The organism is Arthrobacter sp. IK3 (assembly GCF_051337705.1).
In the GTDB taxonomy this organism is placed as follows: domain Bacteria; phylum Actinomycetota; class Actinomycetes; order Actinomycetales; family Micrococcaceae; genus Arthrobacter_B; species Arthrobacter_B koreensis.
Window position 1 is genome coordinate 160,208 of the sequence record NZ_JBPPSW010000005.1, and the last position, 13,823, is coordinate 174,030.

At 66.7% G+C, this 13,823-nt stretch carries 11 protein-coding genes; 2 read left to right on the forward strand and 9 right to left on the reverse strand.

The window, feature by feature from the left end; translation table 11 throughout:
- Positions 1–58: 58 nt before the first annotated feature.
- The 4 genes from ACSLGO_RS08575 to ACSLGO_RS08590 all read right to left on the reverse strand — a co-directional run bounded on the left by ACSLGO_RS08575 (position 59) and on the right by ACSLGO_RS08590 (position 5,137).
- Positions 59–1,723 (reverse strand): ABC1 kinase family protein, encoded by a 1,665-nt coding sequence (locus ACSLGO_RS08575; protein WP_091605115.1) that lies wholly within the window; start codon positions 1,721–1,723, stop codon positions 59–61.
- 171 nt (positions 1,724–1,894) lie between these two features.
- Entirely contained in the window at positions 1,895–3,223 is a 1,329-nt protein-coding gene (locus ACSLGO_RS08580; protein ID WP_436400921.1) for an MFS transporter, read from the reverse strand.
- A 110-nt stretch (positions 3,224–3,333) separates the two neighbouring features.
- The gene (locus tag ACSLGO_RS08585; protein WP_091605121.1) at positions 3,334–3,780 is read right to left on the reverse strand and encodes an acyl-CoA thioesterase; all 447 of its coding nucleotides are present in this window, start codon (positions 3,778–3,780) and stop codon (positions 3,334–3,336) included.
- Positions 3,781–4,054: 274 nt separating this feature from the next.
- The gene (locus ACSLGO_RS08590) at positions 4,055–5,137 is read right to left on the reverse strand and encodes an ATP-dependent DNA ligase (RefSeq protein WP_436400922.1); all 1,083 of its coding nucleotides are present in this window, start codon (positions 5,135–5,137) and stop codon (positions 4,055–4,057) included.
- Positions 5,138–5,201: 64 nt separating this feature from the next.
- Here ACSLGO_RS08590 and folP point away from each other — a divergent pair, with 64 nt between their 5' ends.
- Both folP and ACSLGO_RS08600 read left to right on the forward strand, forming a co-directional pair.
- Positions 5,202–6,155 (forward strand): dihydropteroate synthase, encoded by a 954-nt coding sequence (gene folP / locus ACSLGO_RS08595; protein ID WP_091605126.1) that lies wholly within the window; start codon positions 5,202–5,204, stop codon positions 6,153–6,155.
- Positions 6,152–6,907, forward strand: a complete 756-nt coding sequence (locus tag ACSLGO_RS08600) for a pyrimidine reductase family protein (RefSeq protein WP_386916520.1) — start codon at positions 6,152–6,154, stop codon at positions 6,905–6,907. Before folP ends, ACSLGO_RS08600 begins: the two co-directional genes overlap by 4 nt.
- Positions 6,908–6,934: 27 nt before the next feature.
- Here the strand turns inward: ACSLGO_RS08600 and lpdA are convergent, their stop codons facing one another.
- The 5 genes from lpdA to ACSLGO_RS08625 all read right to left on the reverse strand — a co-directional run bounded on the left by lpdA (position 6,935) and on the right by ACSLGO_RS08625 (position 13,637).
- Positions 6,935–8,335: a dihydrolipoyl dehydrogenase gene (lpdA, locus tag ACSLGO_RS08605; RefSeq protein ID WP_091605132.1), complete on the reverse strand. Its 1,401-nt coding sequence runs from the start codon at positions 8,333–8,335 to the stop codon at positions 6,935–6,937.
- Between the two features lie 47 nt (positions 8,336–8,382).
- Positions 8,383–9,900 (reverse strand): carboxylesterase/lipase family protein, encoded by a 1,518-nt coding sequence (locus ACSLGO_RS08610; protein WP_386916519.1) that lies wholly within the window; start codon positions 9,898–9,900, stop codon positions 8,383–8,385.
- 157 nt (positions 9,901–10,057) lie between these two features.
- Positions 10,058–10,300: a hypothetical protein gene (locus tag ACSLGO_RS08615; protein WP_263128921.1), complete on the reverse strand. Its 243-nt coding sequence runs from the start codon at positions 10,298–10,300 to the stop codon at positions 10,058–10,060.
- A 129-nt stretch (positions 10,301–10,429) separates the two neighbouring features.
- A complete protein-coding gene (gene abc-f, locus ACSLGO_RS08620; protein WP_436400923.1) occupies positions 10,430–12,067 on the reverse strand; it encodes a ribosomal protection-like ABC-F family protein in 1,638 nt (545 codons plus the stop codon).
- Between the two features lie 46 nt (positions 12,068–12,113).
- A complete protein-coding gene (locus tag ACSLGO_RS08625) occupies positions 12,114–13,637 on the reverse strand; it encodes a carboxylesterase/lipase family protein (RefSeq protein WP_436400924.1) in 1,524 nt (507 codons plus the stop codon).
- Positions 13,638–13,823 lie beyond the last annotated feature (186 nt).

Below are 13,823 nucleotides of genomic sequence, written 5' to 3' on the forward strand. Positions count from 1 at the left end.
GCACCAAAACGGCCGGTACCGCGCCTGTGCGCGGTACCGGCCGTTGCGCGTTAATGCGTCATTGGCCTGCGTCCAGCCGGCGCTGCCGGCGGGCCGACCACGCCAGGTAGCCGCCCAATACGCCCGTAGACGCCAGCCCGGCTCCCATGAGCGGCGCCTGCCAGCCGCGCCAGCGGTCGGCGTCGCCCAGTGTCAGCTCACCGACACCCCGGATGAAGGCTGCCGCGAAGATCGCCGCGACCATCCGGTTGCCCACCCGCTCCAGCCGTTCCACCAGGGGAACCAGGTCCCCGGCGCGCAGATGCACCTCCATTCCTTCAAAGTCCAGGGTGTTGATAAGCCGCTGCAGTTGTCCGGGCAGCTCGGTGCCGAGTTCCAGCAGCTCTCCCCCGGCCTTACCGAGCCGTTTGGCGTAGGCAGCCGGGTTCAGGTGCTGCACGGTCATCCGCCGGGCGTAGGGCGCGAGCGTCTTCCCCATGCTGAAGTCCGGGTCCAGAACCTCCCCCATGCCTTCGGTCATGATCAGCATCCGCAGCAGCAGGGCAACCTCCCCGGGCAGCTGCAGGTGGTGGTTCCGGATGATCCCCAGGCCGTACGTAATGATCCGGCCCACCGGGGCATCGCCCAGGGTCCGGTTCGAGTACAGCTTGATCAGGCCGGCAAGGTCCATCCGGAGCTTGATCCGGTCCGGACGGGTCCGCGAGACCGTCATCCGCATCAGTGCGGTGGCCATCCGCTCAGGGTCCTTGCGGATGACGGCGACGAACAGGGCCGAAAGCTGGCCGCGGAGCTTGTCGTCGAGTTCTCCAACCATGCCGAAGTCAATGAGCCCGATCTGCGAGTTGGGCTGCACGAAGATGTTCCCCGGATGCGGATCAGCGTGGAAGAAGCCGTCCTCGAACACCATCTTCATTTCGGCATCCGCAGCCGTGACGGCGAGGGCCTTGCGGTCCAGTCCCGCGGCTTCCAGGGCCGTGGTGTCGGTGACCTTCATGCCGTAGAGCCGCTCCATGGTCAGCACCTTGGAGGTGGTGTGCTCCCAGTAGACGCGCGGAATGACCACCGCGGAGTCGTCTTCGAAGTTCAGCGCGAAACGATCCGCGTTGTGGCCCTCCTGCACATAATCCATTTCCTTGCGGAGGGTATCGGCGAACTCATCCATGAAGCCCTTGACGTCGTAGTCCCTGGCAGCTTCCCAATGCCGGCTGGCGTAACCGGCCAGGGACTGCAGGATGGACAGGTCCGCCTCCACCTCCGGGACAATGCCGGGACGCCGCACCTTCACCACCACGTTTGTGCCGTCCGCCAGCACCGCTGCATACGCCTGGCCGATGGAAGCGCTGGCAATCGGGGTGCTGTTGAATTCGCGAAACACCTCCAGGGGGTCCGCGCCGAGTTCCCGGCTGAGCGAGCCGCGCACGTCGTCCCAGGCAGCGGGGGTTGCCGAGTCCTGCAGTTTAGCCAGCTCATCCATGTAGGCCGGAGGCAAAAGGTCAGGCCGGGTGGAGAGCAGCTGGCCCAGCTTTACATAGGTGGGGCCGAGTTCTTCCAGCGCCCGGCGCAGGTATTCCGGGCTCGCCATCCGGGTGGAGTCGGCGCCGTCGGCCTCCCTGCGGCGAAACGGCAGCCAGGACTCAAGTCCCGCAACTGACACCAGGTATCCCAGTCCATTGCGGTACAGGATCTCGGCCATTTGGCGATAGCGGTCAAAACGGGTCTTCATTGCCTTCTCTCCGTCAGCCCTGCTGCGGCAGTCCGCTGCCCCGCGGGAGGGCCGCGCGGACGCCTGTTAGGGGAACCATAGTCCTTGGGCTGGGCACGGAACAGGTACGTACAGGCCAGGTCAGTGCCGGACGCCTGCATCGGGGAGCACCGTACGTGCTGAAGGTCCTGCCTAGCCGGTCACGCTCGGTTTGGGCGCTGGCCGCTCTCCGGCACCGCCTGACGCCCGCTCAGAGGCGGCCGCTGCTATTGATCCCGCAACGAACAGGGCGGCAATGCTGATGCAGCAAACCAGCAGGGGCACGGTCCAGCCCTCGGAAACGTCATGCAGGGTTCCCAGCGCAACGGGTCCGGCGGCAGCCACCAAATAGCCACCTCCCTGGACCATGGCGGAGAGCTGCCCCGCCTGACGGCCCGAACCGCCAAGCCGAACCAGGATCAGGAAGATCACCGTGATCCCCGCTCCCTGCGCTATGCCGCCGAGCGTCACCCACAGGACCCATCCAGCCGGGGCGAGCAGCAGCCCCAGAGGCAGTGCGGCCCAGGCAGCAACCGTCAGCCAAAGCAGTGAGCGCGTGCGCAGCCGCCTGGCCAGCAGTGGAACGGCCAGGGCGCCCACGATGGCCGGCCCCTGGAACAGGGAGGCGCCGGCGCCTGCGGCGGCCGCGTCGAGTTCCAGCAGGTCCGCAAGCAGGGTGGGCAGCCACGTGGAGATGGCATAGAAAGAGAACGCCTGACCGCTGAACGCGATAAGCAGCAGCCACGCGACCGGACGGCGCCAAACCGGCTCGGCAGGCGCAACCGGAGCGGATGCCGCAGGTCCGGCTGCGTTTTCGGGTGCAGCGCTGTCTGCGGTCCGGCGCGCGGCCGCTCCCCTGGCTCCGCCCAGCAGAAAATCCCGCCAGCCCACCAGTCCGAGCCAGGCAAGGGCCGCGGCGACTGCCAGTACACACCACACCGCCATGGCAAGGCGCCAGCCGAAGGCATCCGCAAGCGGTGCGGTCAGGATGAGGGTGGTCATCGAGCCGATGTTCATGGCCGCCGTGTAGGTGCCGGTCACCAGGGGCACGCGCGCCGGTGGGAAGTCCCGCCGGATGATAACCGGAACCAGCACGTTGCCGACGGCGATCGAGGCGCCGATCAGGACCGTACCGGCCAGGGCAAGCTCCGTCCCTCCGGCTGAGCGCAGGAGCGTCCCGGCCAGGATGCCGGCCAGGCAGAACGCGATTGCCTGGTCCGGACCCCCGCGGCGGAGCAGCGGCAGTGCCAGGAAGGAGATGACGCCGAAGCAGGCGATCGGCAGCGCGGTCAGCAGGCCGGATGTTTGGACGGACATCCCCAGTTCGGACTGGAGCAGGTCCAGGATGGGCGACGGCGCTACGATCGGACCGCGGAAATTCAGCGCGATCAGGATGATGCCGGCCAGGGCGCCCCAGAAAACCATCCGGGCAGAGCGTCTGCGCCCGTTCCTTCCAGTGCCTGCGGGACTGTCGAGATGCATGCTGCAGCGTTTCCTTTGGGACTCGGGTTGAGCGGCAGCGGGCGCGGCAGCCTGACGCGATTCTCTCACCGGGAGGGCGGTTCAGCGGGAAGCCTCGCAGGGCGCCGTGCCTAGAACTGCGGCTGCGCCTGCGGAGGAAATGCCGGAATGTGATGGGTGGGCAGCCGGTCCCGGTCATAGGTGACCGTCGTGTAGCCATGCGGAGCAGGACGGCCGTTTGCGTCCAGGTTGACGAAGACGATGCGTTCGATGGTCAGGATGCTCGAACGCGTGATCATGTTCCGCACCTCGGCCCGCATCGTCAGGGACGTCTTGCCGAATTTTGTGGCGCACAGCCCCATTTCAATGAGGTCGCCCTGCTGTGCGGAGCTGACGAAGTTGATTTCGGACATCAGCTTGGTGACCACCCTGCCGTTGCCCATCTGGAGGATCGCGTAGATGGTTGCTTCCTCATCGATCCACCGCAGCAGCGACCCGCCGAACAGTGTTCCGTTTGCATTCAGGTCTTCGGGCCTGACCCATTTACGGGTATGAAAATTGATGTCGCCGGATTCCATGATTCTCAGGTTATCCCCGCGGATACGCCCTTCAATGACGGCTGTGAGGGTGCCCACCGGCCGCTGCGGGACTCGGCACAGTCCACCGCGGGTGGCCGAACGGGCGGGCTACGCCACTCCCCAGCCCTCGTCAGCGCGTGTTTCGCAGCGGTGTAGGCGGCGCCTCCAACCGAGCCCCGCAGCCCTGCCCGCGAGGCCAAATTCACTCTGGATCCGGCACCGCGGGAAAGCATGACCGGGTCGCGCTTTCACGGAACAGCCTCCGGAACGGCTCTTAGGGTTGCGCCCCCGGTTCCTGCAGCACATCAGCGAGCTCATACTTCACCGGTTCCTCGAGCTGGCCAAAACCGCAGCTTTCCGGTTCGCGGTCCGGCCGCCAGCGGAGGAAACTTGGCGGATGCCGGAACCGTGGTCCCTCCATATGGTCATAGGCCACCTCAACCACACGTTCGGGTCGCAGTGGGGTGAAGGAGAGGTCCTTGCTGCCCGTCCATCGGCTCCCCTCGGAGCTGCGCGGAGTCCGTGTGCCGGGTTCCGGGCCCGCCGAACTCCAGGGATGGGATGGGTCCCAGGTGACAAGGGCCTGGAGCTCGTCGAAGAGTTCGCTTCGTCTGGCCATGGGAAAGGCTCCGATGACGCCGGCGTTGACGAGGTTTCCGGCATCGTCATACAGGCCCAGCAGAAGGGAACCGATCCGGTCATCGCCGCTCTTGTGCACCCGGTAGCCTGCCACCACGCAGTCCGCCGTGCGCCGGTGCTTGACCTTGGTCATGGCCCGCTTACCCGGCTCGTACCGTCCCTCCAGCGGCTTGGCGACCACACCGTCGAGCCCGGCCCCCTCGAAACGCCTGAACCATTCCCCGGCTGTCCCGGCGTCCAGGGTCTGCCGGGTCACGTGCAGGCGGCCCCCGGCTGCACGCAGAACTCCGTCGAGCTGCTCGCGGCGCCTGCGGAAGGGCTCACCCGTGAGGTCGGTACCGCCTAGGGCCAGCAGGTCGAACGCCACAAACGACGCCGGGGTCTGCTCCGCCAGCAGCGAGACCCGGCTGCCGGCCGGGTGGATCCGCTGCTGCAGGGCATCGAAGTCCAGCCGCCTGCCGTCCCCGCTGACGAGGATGATTTCACCGTCCACTACGCACTGCTCCGGCAGGCCCTCAAGGAATGCCTCCGCAAGCTCGGGAAAGTACCGGTTCAGGCTCCTGCCGTTGCGGCTGAGGATCTGCACGTCCTTCCCGTCCCGGAACACCAGCGCCCGAAAGCCGTCCCATTTGGGCTCATAGGCGTATCCACCCTCGGGGATCCCGGCCGCAGGCTTGGCCAGCATGGGACTAATGGTCTTGGGCAGCGGCAGCTCCATGAGCAGGACCTTCCTGGTTGGCGGTGGCACCGGTTGGGGACTGCCACCACCGTAGGATGCTTTTATGAGTCTGAACAGCAGCGGAGGCAGGCAGCAAGCATCATGTCCCGGCCATTACGATCCTCCACTGCTGCACCCCGTGCACCAGTTTGGCGGCAGGGAACTGGACTTCCGGTGCCGGGTGGCGCTGATGGCGATCATCAACCGCACCCCTGACTCGTTCTACGATGCCGGCCGGACCTTTGGCCGGGACGCGGCAATCGGCGCAGCACTGAAAGCAGTGCACGACGGCGCGGACTGGGTGGATATTGGCGGGGTTCCGTTTGCGCCGGGGCCGGCTCTGGATCCTGCGGAAGAAGCGGCACGGATTGTTCCCGTCATCCGGGCAGTCCGCAGCGAATCGGACGCAATCATCTCAGCCGACACCTTCCACCCCGCCGTCGCGGAACAGGCCATTGAAGCCGGCGCCAACGTCATCAACGACACCACCGGACTGCACGATCCGCGGCTGGGCAGGGTGGCCGCGGAAGCAGGCGTGCACCTGGTAATCACCCACAGCCTGGCGGAACCGCGGACGGTCTACCCCCGCCCGCAGTACGGCGACGTGGTGCTGGAGGTGGCGCAGTTCCTGCGCCGCCGTGCGGACTACGCTCAGGAGCTGGGGGTGCCTCCGGAAAAGATCATTCTTGATCCCGGACATGACCTGAACAAGAACACCCTGCATTCCCTGGAGCTGACACGCCGGCTCGCCGAGATCGCGGAGGCCGGTTATCCCGTCCTGGCCGCTGTGTCCAACAAGGACTTCATAGGCGAGACGCTGGATGAGCCCAAGTCCGGCAGGGTTGAGGGGTCCCTGGCTGCCGCTGTTGCCAGCATTTTCAACGGTGCGCGGATCCTGCGCATGCATAATGTTGAAGCCGCCTCCCGGGCCATCCGCATGACGGAGGCGATCCTGGGCTGGCGTGAGCCGGTGCGGCTGCGGCACAACATGGGTAACGTGAACGAGCCTGCGCTGTGAGCGCGCCGGTGATCACCGCTGCGGGCTCCGAACGGGCCCTCGGCGACGCAGACCTCCTGGCAGCCTACGGGTGGGATCATCCTGCTCATTCCGGGCGCCCAGTGTTCAGGTTCAACTTCGTGGCCTCAGCGGACGGGGCAGTGACCTGGAACGGGCGCTCCGGGGAACTGGGAGACGACGCGGACCGCCGCCTGTTTGCCCTGCTGCGCTCCACTGCGCAGGTGATCCTGGTGGGCGCCGGGACAGTACGGTCCGAGGGATATGCCGGCGACCTCGTGAGCGCACAGACCCGGTCCTGGCGCACGGAACAGGGGCTCGCCGCACATCCGGGAGTCGCCGTCGTCTCCGCCGCACTGGACCTGGACCCCGGATCCGCCTTCTTCACCGAGGCTCCGGTGAAGCCGCTGGTACTCACCGCCGCGGCTGCGCCGCGCGGGCGACTTGCCGCCCTGGAAGAGGTGGCCGACGTCGTGGTGGCCGGAGCGGACACGGTTGAACCCGCATTGGCGGCCCGGGCCCTGGCGCAGAGGGGCTGGCTGCGGGTCCTGTGCGAGGGAGGGCCCCGGCTCTTTGGATCGTTCCAGGCAGCGGGACTGGTCGACGAGCTCTGCCTGACGCTCTCCCCGGTGCTCGCTGCCGGTTCCTCCGGTCGGATCGGTGCAGGGACGCCGGGGGTTCAGCTTGCGAGGCTGCGGCTGCAGCACGTCCTGCGTGCCGGGGACACACTGCTGCTGCGTTACCTCACCCGCTGAGCCGCCGCGCGCGGATCACTCGCACGCCTAGAAGTTGATCATGTGGCCCGTCAGCCCGTGGAAGGCTTCCTGGAGGGCCTCGCTCAGCGTCGGATGGGTGTGCACGTTGCGGGCCAGCTCGGAAGCGGTCAGGTCCCACTTCTGCGCCAGTGTCAGCTCGGGCAGCAGCTCCGAAACGTCCGGACCAATGAGGTGCCCGCCCAGCAGCTCCCCGTAGGCGGAGTCGGCAATGAGCTTCACGAATCCCACCGGCTCCCCCAGTCCGTGGGCCTTGCCGTTTGCGGTGAACGGGAAGGTGCTCACCACTACCTCGTGCCCCTCGTCCCTGGCCTGGGCTTCGGTGAGTCCGAAGCTCGCCACCTGCGGCTGGCAGAACGTAGCCCGCGGCATCATGCGGTAGTCCCCCAGCGGCATGGTTTCTGCACCTGCGATCGTCTCGGCGGCCACCACGCCCTGGGCTTCGGCAACGTGGGCGAGCTGGAGCTTGGCCGTCACGTCCCCGATGGCGAACAGGTTGGGAACGCTGGTACGCATGTAGTCGTCAATCGCGATGGCGCCGCGTTCGGTTACCTCCACCCCGGTGCTTTCCAGGCCAAAGCCGTCCAGCCGCGGGGCGAAGCCCACGGACATCATCACGCGGTCGGCGTCGACAGACTGCGCGTTGCCGTCCTTATCGGTATAGGTGACCGTGACGGAGCTGCCGTTGTCCGTGACGGTCTCCACCTTCGCCGAGGTGTGGATCGGAATGCCCAGCTTCTTGTACTGCTTGGTGATCTCCTTCGACACGTCGGGATCTTCGTTGGGCAGCGCACGGTCCATAAACTCGATGATGCTCACGTCCACCCCGTAGCTGCGAAGGACGTAGCCGAACTCCATGCCGATGGCACCGGCGCCCACGATGACCAGTTTCGCGGGCAGGTCCCGGCTGAGGATCTGGGTCTCATAGGTGACCACGTTCTCGCTGAGCTTCACACCGGGGAGCAGCTTGACGGCGGCTCCGGTGGCAATGATGGCGTTCTCGAACGTGAGCTCTTCGGTCTTCCCGTCCGACAGCGTGACCTCCATGGTGTGGGCATCCTTGAAGACACCCCTGCCGTCGTATTCGGTGATCTTGTTCTTCTTCATGAGGAAGTGCACGCCCTTGACCCGCCCGTCGGCCACCTGCCGGCTGCGGTCGTACGCGGCACCGTAGTCGAAGCTCACGTCTCCGTGCATTCCGAACACGTCCGCCTGGCGGGTGAAAATCTGTGCCAGCTCTGCGTTGCGAAGCAGCGCCTTGGACGGGATGCAGCCCACGTTCAGGCAGACCCCGCCCCAGTACTTCTCCTCGACGATGGCAACGCTCAGACCAAGCTGCGCGGCGCGGATGGCGGCCACGTAGCCGCCGGGCCCGGCTCCCAGGACAACGACGTCGTAATGTGAACTCATGCTGGCTCCTCGATCGTGGACATAGGGCCTTGTGGAACAGTACCGGCTCAGATGTAGCCGCGGTAGCCCTGCCAGGCGCGGCGGCGTTCGGGAAAAGGATCGGACTCAATCCGGTCCTCGATGTCGAAAACCCGGGTATGGCGGTTCTGTTCCTCGAACCGGGGCCAGTCTTCGCCGGGCAGGTGGCGGTGGGCGAGGTTCAGCAGCGACCCCTGGAACCGCGCCGACAGTTCCCGGAGCTCGTCCCGCCCGCCCAGCAGGGACAGGGCACGGAGGATCCGCTCGTTGGTCTCGCCGAACATCACGGGCACGTCGAAAGCGTGGGTCGCTCCAAAGCCCAGCAGGTTCATGAGCCTGGTTGCGTAGTCATAGCGGTATATCCAGGTAGGGGCCACGCGGGAGTGGCCTTCGGCCACCAGCTGGCTGGGGTACCAGAAAACGAGGTCGCCGCTGATCTCCACGGACCGGTCCCGAGACGGATAGCCGGGATAGGCGGCAGTCACACGGTCCAGCGCGGCCGGGTCAGTGCCGGCGAACATTCGCTCCAGGCGGGCCGGCGTGGAGGGCAGGATGTTGTCCAGCTTGGCGAACAGTGCACCCTCCTGGGCCATGGTTCCCAGCACCAGGGGTTTGGGTGCCGACTCTCCGTCCAGGAAGGTGTCAATGGGATGGCGGGGAAGGAATTCGCCGTCGATCACCGGTGAAACGCTCAGGGATCCCGGCTGCTGGACCGGCCCGATCTTCATGGTCATTTTCTGGATCGCGGCCACCAGCTTGGCAGCCGGAATACTGGACAGCACACGGGCCGCGTCGGTTTCCTCGACCCGGAGGATCTCCAGGAGGTCCAGTGCCCACCGTTCGTGCATGTCCGGGTAGTACGCACCGGACGGCGCAGGGCTCTGTGCGAATGCCTTGTGGAACAGGGGCGCCGCGGAAGGAATACACATCAGGGCGGTGACGGAAATTCCGCCTGCGGACTCACCGAAGATGGTGACGTTCTCCGGGTCGCCTCCAAAGGATGCGATGTTCTCCCGTACCCACTTCAGTGCGGCCACCTGGTCCCTCAGGCCCAGGTTGGACTCGAACTGCCGCTCGGAGGTGGAAAAGGACGTGAAGTCCATGAAGCCCAGGGCGCCGATCCGGTAGTTCAGGCACACGTAGACCACCTCGCCCGTGCGCACCAGGTTGGCGCCCCGGTACGTCCGGACGGCGGAGGAGCCCGAGCTGAAAGCACCCCCGTAGAGATAGACCAGCACCGGAAGCCCGGCCAGGTCAGAGTCCAGGGGGGCGCTGACGTTGATGGTCAGGCAGTCCTCGCTCATCAGCGGCCGCCGGCGGGAACCGGTCAGGGCCAGCCCGCGGGACTGCGGCGGAATGGGGCCGAACTCGGACGCGTCCCGCATGCCGGTCCAGGAATCAGCCGGAGCCGGTGCCCGGAGCCTCAGTTCACCCAGGGGCGGTGCCGCATAGGGGATGCCCCGCCAGGTCCGCACGCCGTCTTCGACTACACCGCGTACCCAGCCATCCGCTGTTTCAACTTCGAGTGCCGATATGTCCAGGGACATCCCTCACCTGCTTCCACCGGGCGGCGGCCCCGAGAGCCTGGCCAGGCCGGGCAGGCGGGTCCGGTTCCGCGCTAATCCACGATAGACCCGGCGGCGCGCGGTAGCCATAGCGCGGCCGCGTCAGCGTCCTTGGGAAGGCAGAGCGCGGAAACGGTTCCTAGCGGAGGGCCGGCTTCCGCCGGCGCAGGATGTAGCGGTGGACGGCAACTTCCTTCAGGCACAGGAGCACCACGGCGGCAAGGTTCAGGGCGACTTTTGCGGAGGTGTCCCAGTTCGTCAGGACACAGGTCATCCAGACCACCAGCAGGACGGTCACGTCCAGCTTGCGCAGAATGCCGGGGAACGCCTGCCGCTCCCGGGCACGCGGTTGGAGGCGCATCGGTGCGCTCATCAGAGCCATAGCAACTTCTTTCCCCCGCAATGCGGCGGCACTTCCTGTCATCCAGGCAGTCCCGCCCTTAGAAGACTTCTATCACATCTGTCACAGAACTCACATACATTTCTCTGCGGGCGGGCTGGCCGGGTAATCCTAGGCCTCGCTGACGGACCCGTCCTCAACGCGCCACATGCGGTCCAGCCGGACGTTCTGGAGCATCCGGCGGTCGTGCGTGACCAGCAGCAGAGTGCCTGTGTAGGACTCAAGCGCCTCTTCGAGCTGCTCGATCGCCGGCAGGTCCAGATGGTTTGTCGGTTCGTCCAGGATCAGCAGGTTGACGCCGCGGGCCTGGAGCAGGGCCAATGCTGCGCGGGTCCGCTCGCCCGGGGACAACTCGCCCACCCGGGTGCCGGTCTGGTCCGCCTTGAGCCCGAACTTCGCCAGCAGGGTCCGCACCTCTCCGGCGTTCATTTCCGGCACGCAGGCCTCAAAGGCGGCAGCAAGGGGCTGGTCCGCGGCGAGCTGGGTGCGCAGCTGGTCGATCTCCCCGAGGGCTACTCCTGAGCCCAGTGAGGCTGAACCCTGATCGGGCTTCAGCGTCCCGCGGAGCAGTGCGAGCAGCGTGGACTTCCCGGCACCGTTCGGCCCGGTGATGCCTATCCGTTCCCCGGCGTTGACCTGCAGGGATACGGGTCCGAACCGAAAGTCCCCGCGCCGCAGTGCGGCCTCGTTCAGGATGGCCGCAACGGTGCCCGAGCGCGGTGCTGCCGCGATGGAGAACTGCAGCTGCCACTCCTTGCGCGGTTCCTCCACTTCCTCCAGCCGGGAGATCCTGGATTCCATCTGGCGCACCTTCTGGGCCTGCTTCTCGGAAGATTCCATGCTTGCCCGGCGGCGGATCTTGTCATTGTCCGGGGACTTGCGCATGGCGTTCCGGACGCCCTGCGAGCTCCACTCCCGGGTAGTGCGCGCCTTCGCCACCAAATCCGCCTTGCGGCCGGCATATTCATCGTAGGCTTCGCGGGCATGGCGGCGGGCCACCGCCCGTTCCTCCAGGAATGAGTCGTAACCGCCGTCGTATACGGCCACCTGGTTCTGTGCCAGGTCCAGTTCCACGATCCGGGTCACGCAGCGGGCGAGGAACTCACGGTCATGCGAAACCAGCACGACGCCGCCGCGGAGCCCGCGGACGAACTCCTCCAGTTTCGCCAGCCCGTCCAGGTCCAGGTCATTGGTCGGCTCGTCAAGCAGCACAATGTCGAAACGGCTCAGGAGCAGGGCAGCAAGCGCCACCCTCGCTGCCTGGCCGCCGGAGAGACCGGTCATGAGGGCTTCCGGACCCAGGTCCAGCCCCAGTGCCGCCAGGACCGCGGGGATACGCTCGTCGAGGTCCGCGGCTCCGGAAGCAAGCCAGGTATCCAGTGCGGCGGCGTAGTCCTCCTGTGCCTGCGTTGATTCAGTTCCGAGGGCCTCAGCTGCGGCTTCCATCGCCACCGTTGCGCCGGCCGCACCGGTGCGCCGTGCAATGTACTCCGCCACGCTCTCCCCCGGGATCCGCTCATGTTCCTGCGGCATCCAGCCAACGAAAGCGTCGCCCGGGTGGCGTTCAACGGTCCCTTCAAAGGGCGGAACCGCACCGGCAAGCAGGGCAAGCAGGGTGGACTTGCCGGCACCGTTCGCGCCGACGACGCCAATGACGTCTCCCGGGGCGACAGTGAGCGACAGTCCCGAAAACAGGACGCGGTGGGCGTAACCGCCGGAGAGGCTGCGGGCAACAAGGGTGGCGGTCATGCCTCCAATCCTATGCCGGACCGGCGGGCTTCCCGGCCCCGGCCAGCTAGCGGTACCCCCGGTATCCGTCCCACGCCTGGCGGCGGACTGTCCGCGGATCCAGTTCAATCCGGTCGTACCGGTCAAAGATCTTCGTCCGCCGTGATGTCCGGTCATAGCGCGGCCACATGGGGCCCGGGGCCCCGGTCCGGGCGAACCGCAGCAGTGCGGACTGGAACCGGTGGCCCACGTTCCTGGCCGTGCGGCGGTTTCCCATGCTCAGCAGCATCCGGCCGGTCCCGGCGTCGTAATTACCGAAAACGGCGGCGAGATCGAGGCCATGAGTTGCGCCCAGTCCTACCGCCCTTGCTGCCCGCGGTGCGTAATCGAACCGGTAGGACCAGGTGGGTGCGTGGGCAGCATGTGCCTGGGCCGCCTGGACGCTCGGATACCAGAACACTGCGTCACCGCCGAGTTCCACGGCCTGTTTTTTGTGCGGGTAGCCGCGGTAGGCAGCGATGACCCGGTCCCGTCTCTCCGGTTCGGTCAGGTCGAACATCCGCTCGATCCGGTCCCGTGAGGTGGGGAGGATGTTGTGCAGCCGGTCAAACAGCACGCCCTCGTTGTCCATTGTCCCGATCACCATCGGCACGCTGGAGGCACGTCCGTCACCGAATGCCTGCAGCGGGTGAAGGGGCAGGAAGGAGCCGTCCACGACCGGCGCGAGGCTCAGTGCACCCGGCCTGGACTCCGGTGCGATCCTGCTGCTTAGCTCTTCTGCTGCCCTGGTGAGCGTTGCGGCATCCAGTCCGGCCAGCGCTTTCGCGCCGCCGTCCTGCCCGGCGCCCAGTAGGCCGAGGTATTCATTCGCCCATTGGGATGCGAGGTCCGGCCCGTAGGCTGCGGCGGCCGCAGGGCTCTGAAGGAACGTCCGGTGGAACAGGCCGTCTGCTGCCGGCACACACATCAGTGTCAGGGCAGCCGTGGCGCCGGCCGATTCACCGAAGAGGGTTACGTTCCCGGGATCTCCCCCGAAGGCTGCGATATTCCGCTGCACCCATTCCAGCGCTGCCACCTGGTCCGCGAGGCCCACGTTGACGTCAAACGTGCGCCCGGGCGTTGAACAGGCCCGAAAATCCAGGAACCCCAGGGCACCGAGCCGGTAGTTCATTGAAACGAACAGGACGTTCCCGGCCGCGGCCAGCCGCGCTCCGTCCACGAGCTCCATCGCCGCCGAGCCGGTGCTGAAGCCGCCGCCGTGGATAAACACCAGGACCGGAAGCGGCGCCTCTCCGGCTTCCGGAGGAGCCGTCACATTGATGGTCAGGCAGTCTTCGCTCATGGGGGTCTTCCCGTCTGCGCCGGGCAGCACCCTGCGCAGGGGCTGCGGAGCCCACGGCCCGTACCGGCCGGCGTCGAGCACCTCCTGCCAGGGGTCCGGCCGCTGCGGCAGCCGCAGCCTCAGGTCCCCCACCGGCGGCTGCGCGTACGGTATACTGCGCCAAACCCTGGCCGTTCCGGTGTTTCGGCCACGAACGGGCCCCTCGGCAGTGTGGACGGTCAGATCAGCTTCCGCGGTGGCAGTAGACATTGAGGTCCTTTCACCTGTGGGTACCCTCCTGGCGCGGGGGCACCGGGCACTTTCGGATACTAGTTCCCGCCCCCTGATCCAGACCATCCCCTTCAGCCGATCCCGGGCGGCAATCCGCCGCATCGGTTCGTGGTGACCCACAGGCCCGTTCAGCCAGCGGCAGAACAGCCGCGCACGTGAACCATC

What these genes read in the sequence shown, in the direction of transcription:
- ACSLGO_RS08575 (WP_091605115.1), bottom strand. Translation starts at nt 1,723, where the DNA reads ATGAAGACCCGTTTTGACCGCTATCGCCAAATGGCCGAGATCCTGTAC.
- ACSLGO_RS08580 (WP_436400921.1), bottom strand. Translation starts at nt 3,223, where the DNA reads ATGCATCTCGACAGTCCCGCAGGCACTGGAAGGAACGGGCGCAGACGC.
- ACSLGO_RS08585 (WP_091605121.1), bottom strand. Translation starts at nt 3,780, where the DNA reads ATGGAATCCGGCGACATCAATTTTCATACCCGTAAATGGGTCAGGCCC.
- ACSLGO_RS08590 (WP_436400922.1), bottom strand. Translation starts at nt 5,137, where the DNA reads ATGGAGCTGCCGCTGCCCAAGACCATTAGTCCCATGCTGGCCAAGCCT.
- folP (WP_091605126.1), top strand. Translation starts at nt 5,202, where the DNA reads ATGAGTCTGAACAGCAGCGGAGGCAGGCAGCAAGCATCATGTCCCGGC.
- lpdA (WP_091605132.1), bottom strand. Translation starts at nt 8,335, where the DNA reads ATGAGTTCACATTACGACGTCGTTGTCCTGGGAGCCGGGCCCGGCGGC.
- ACSLGO_RS08610 (WP_386916519.1), bottom strand. Translation starts at nt 9,900, where the DNA reads ATGTCCCTGGACATATCGGCACTCGAAGTTGAAACAGCGGATGGCTGG.
- ACSLGO_RS08615 (WP_263128921.1), bottom strand. Translation starts at nt 10,300, where the DNA reads ATGGCTCTGATGAGCGCACCGATGCGCCTCCAACCGCGTGCCCGGGAG.
- abc-f (WP_436400923.1), bottom strand. Translation starts at nt 12,067, where the DNA reads ATGACCGCCACCCTTGTTGCCCGCAGCCTCTCCGGCGGTTACGCCCAC.
- ACSLGO_RS08625 (WP_436400924.1), bottom strand. Translation starts at nt 13,637, where the DNA reads ATGTCTACTGCCACCGCGGAAGCTGATCTGACCGTCCACACTGCCGAG.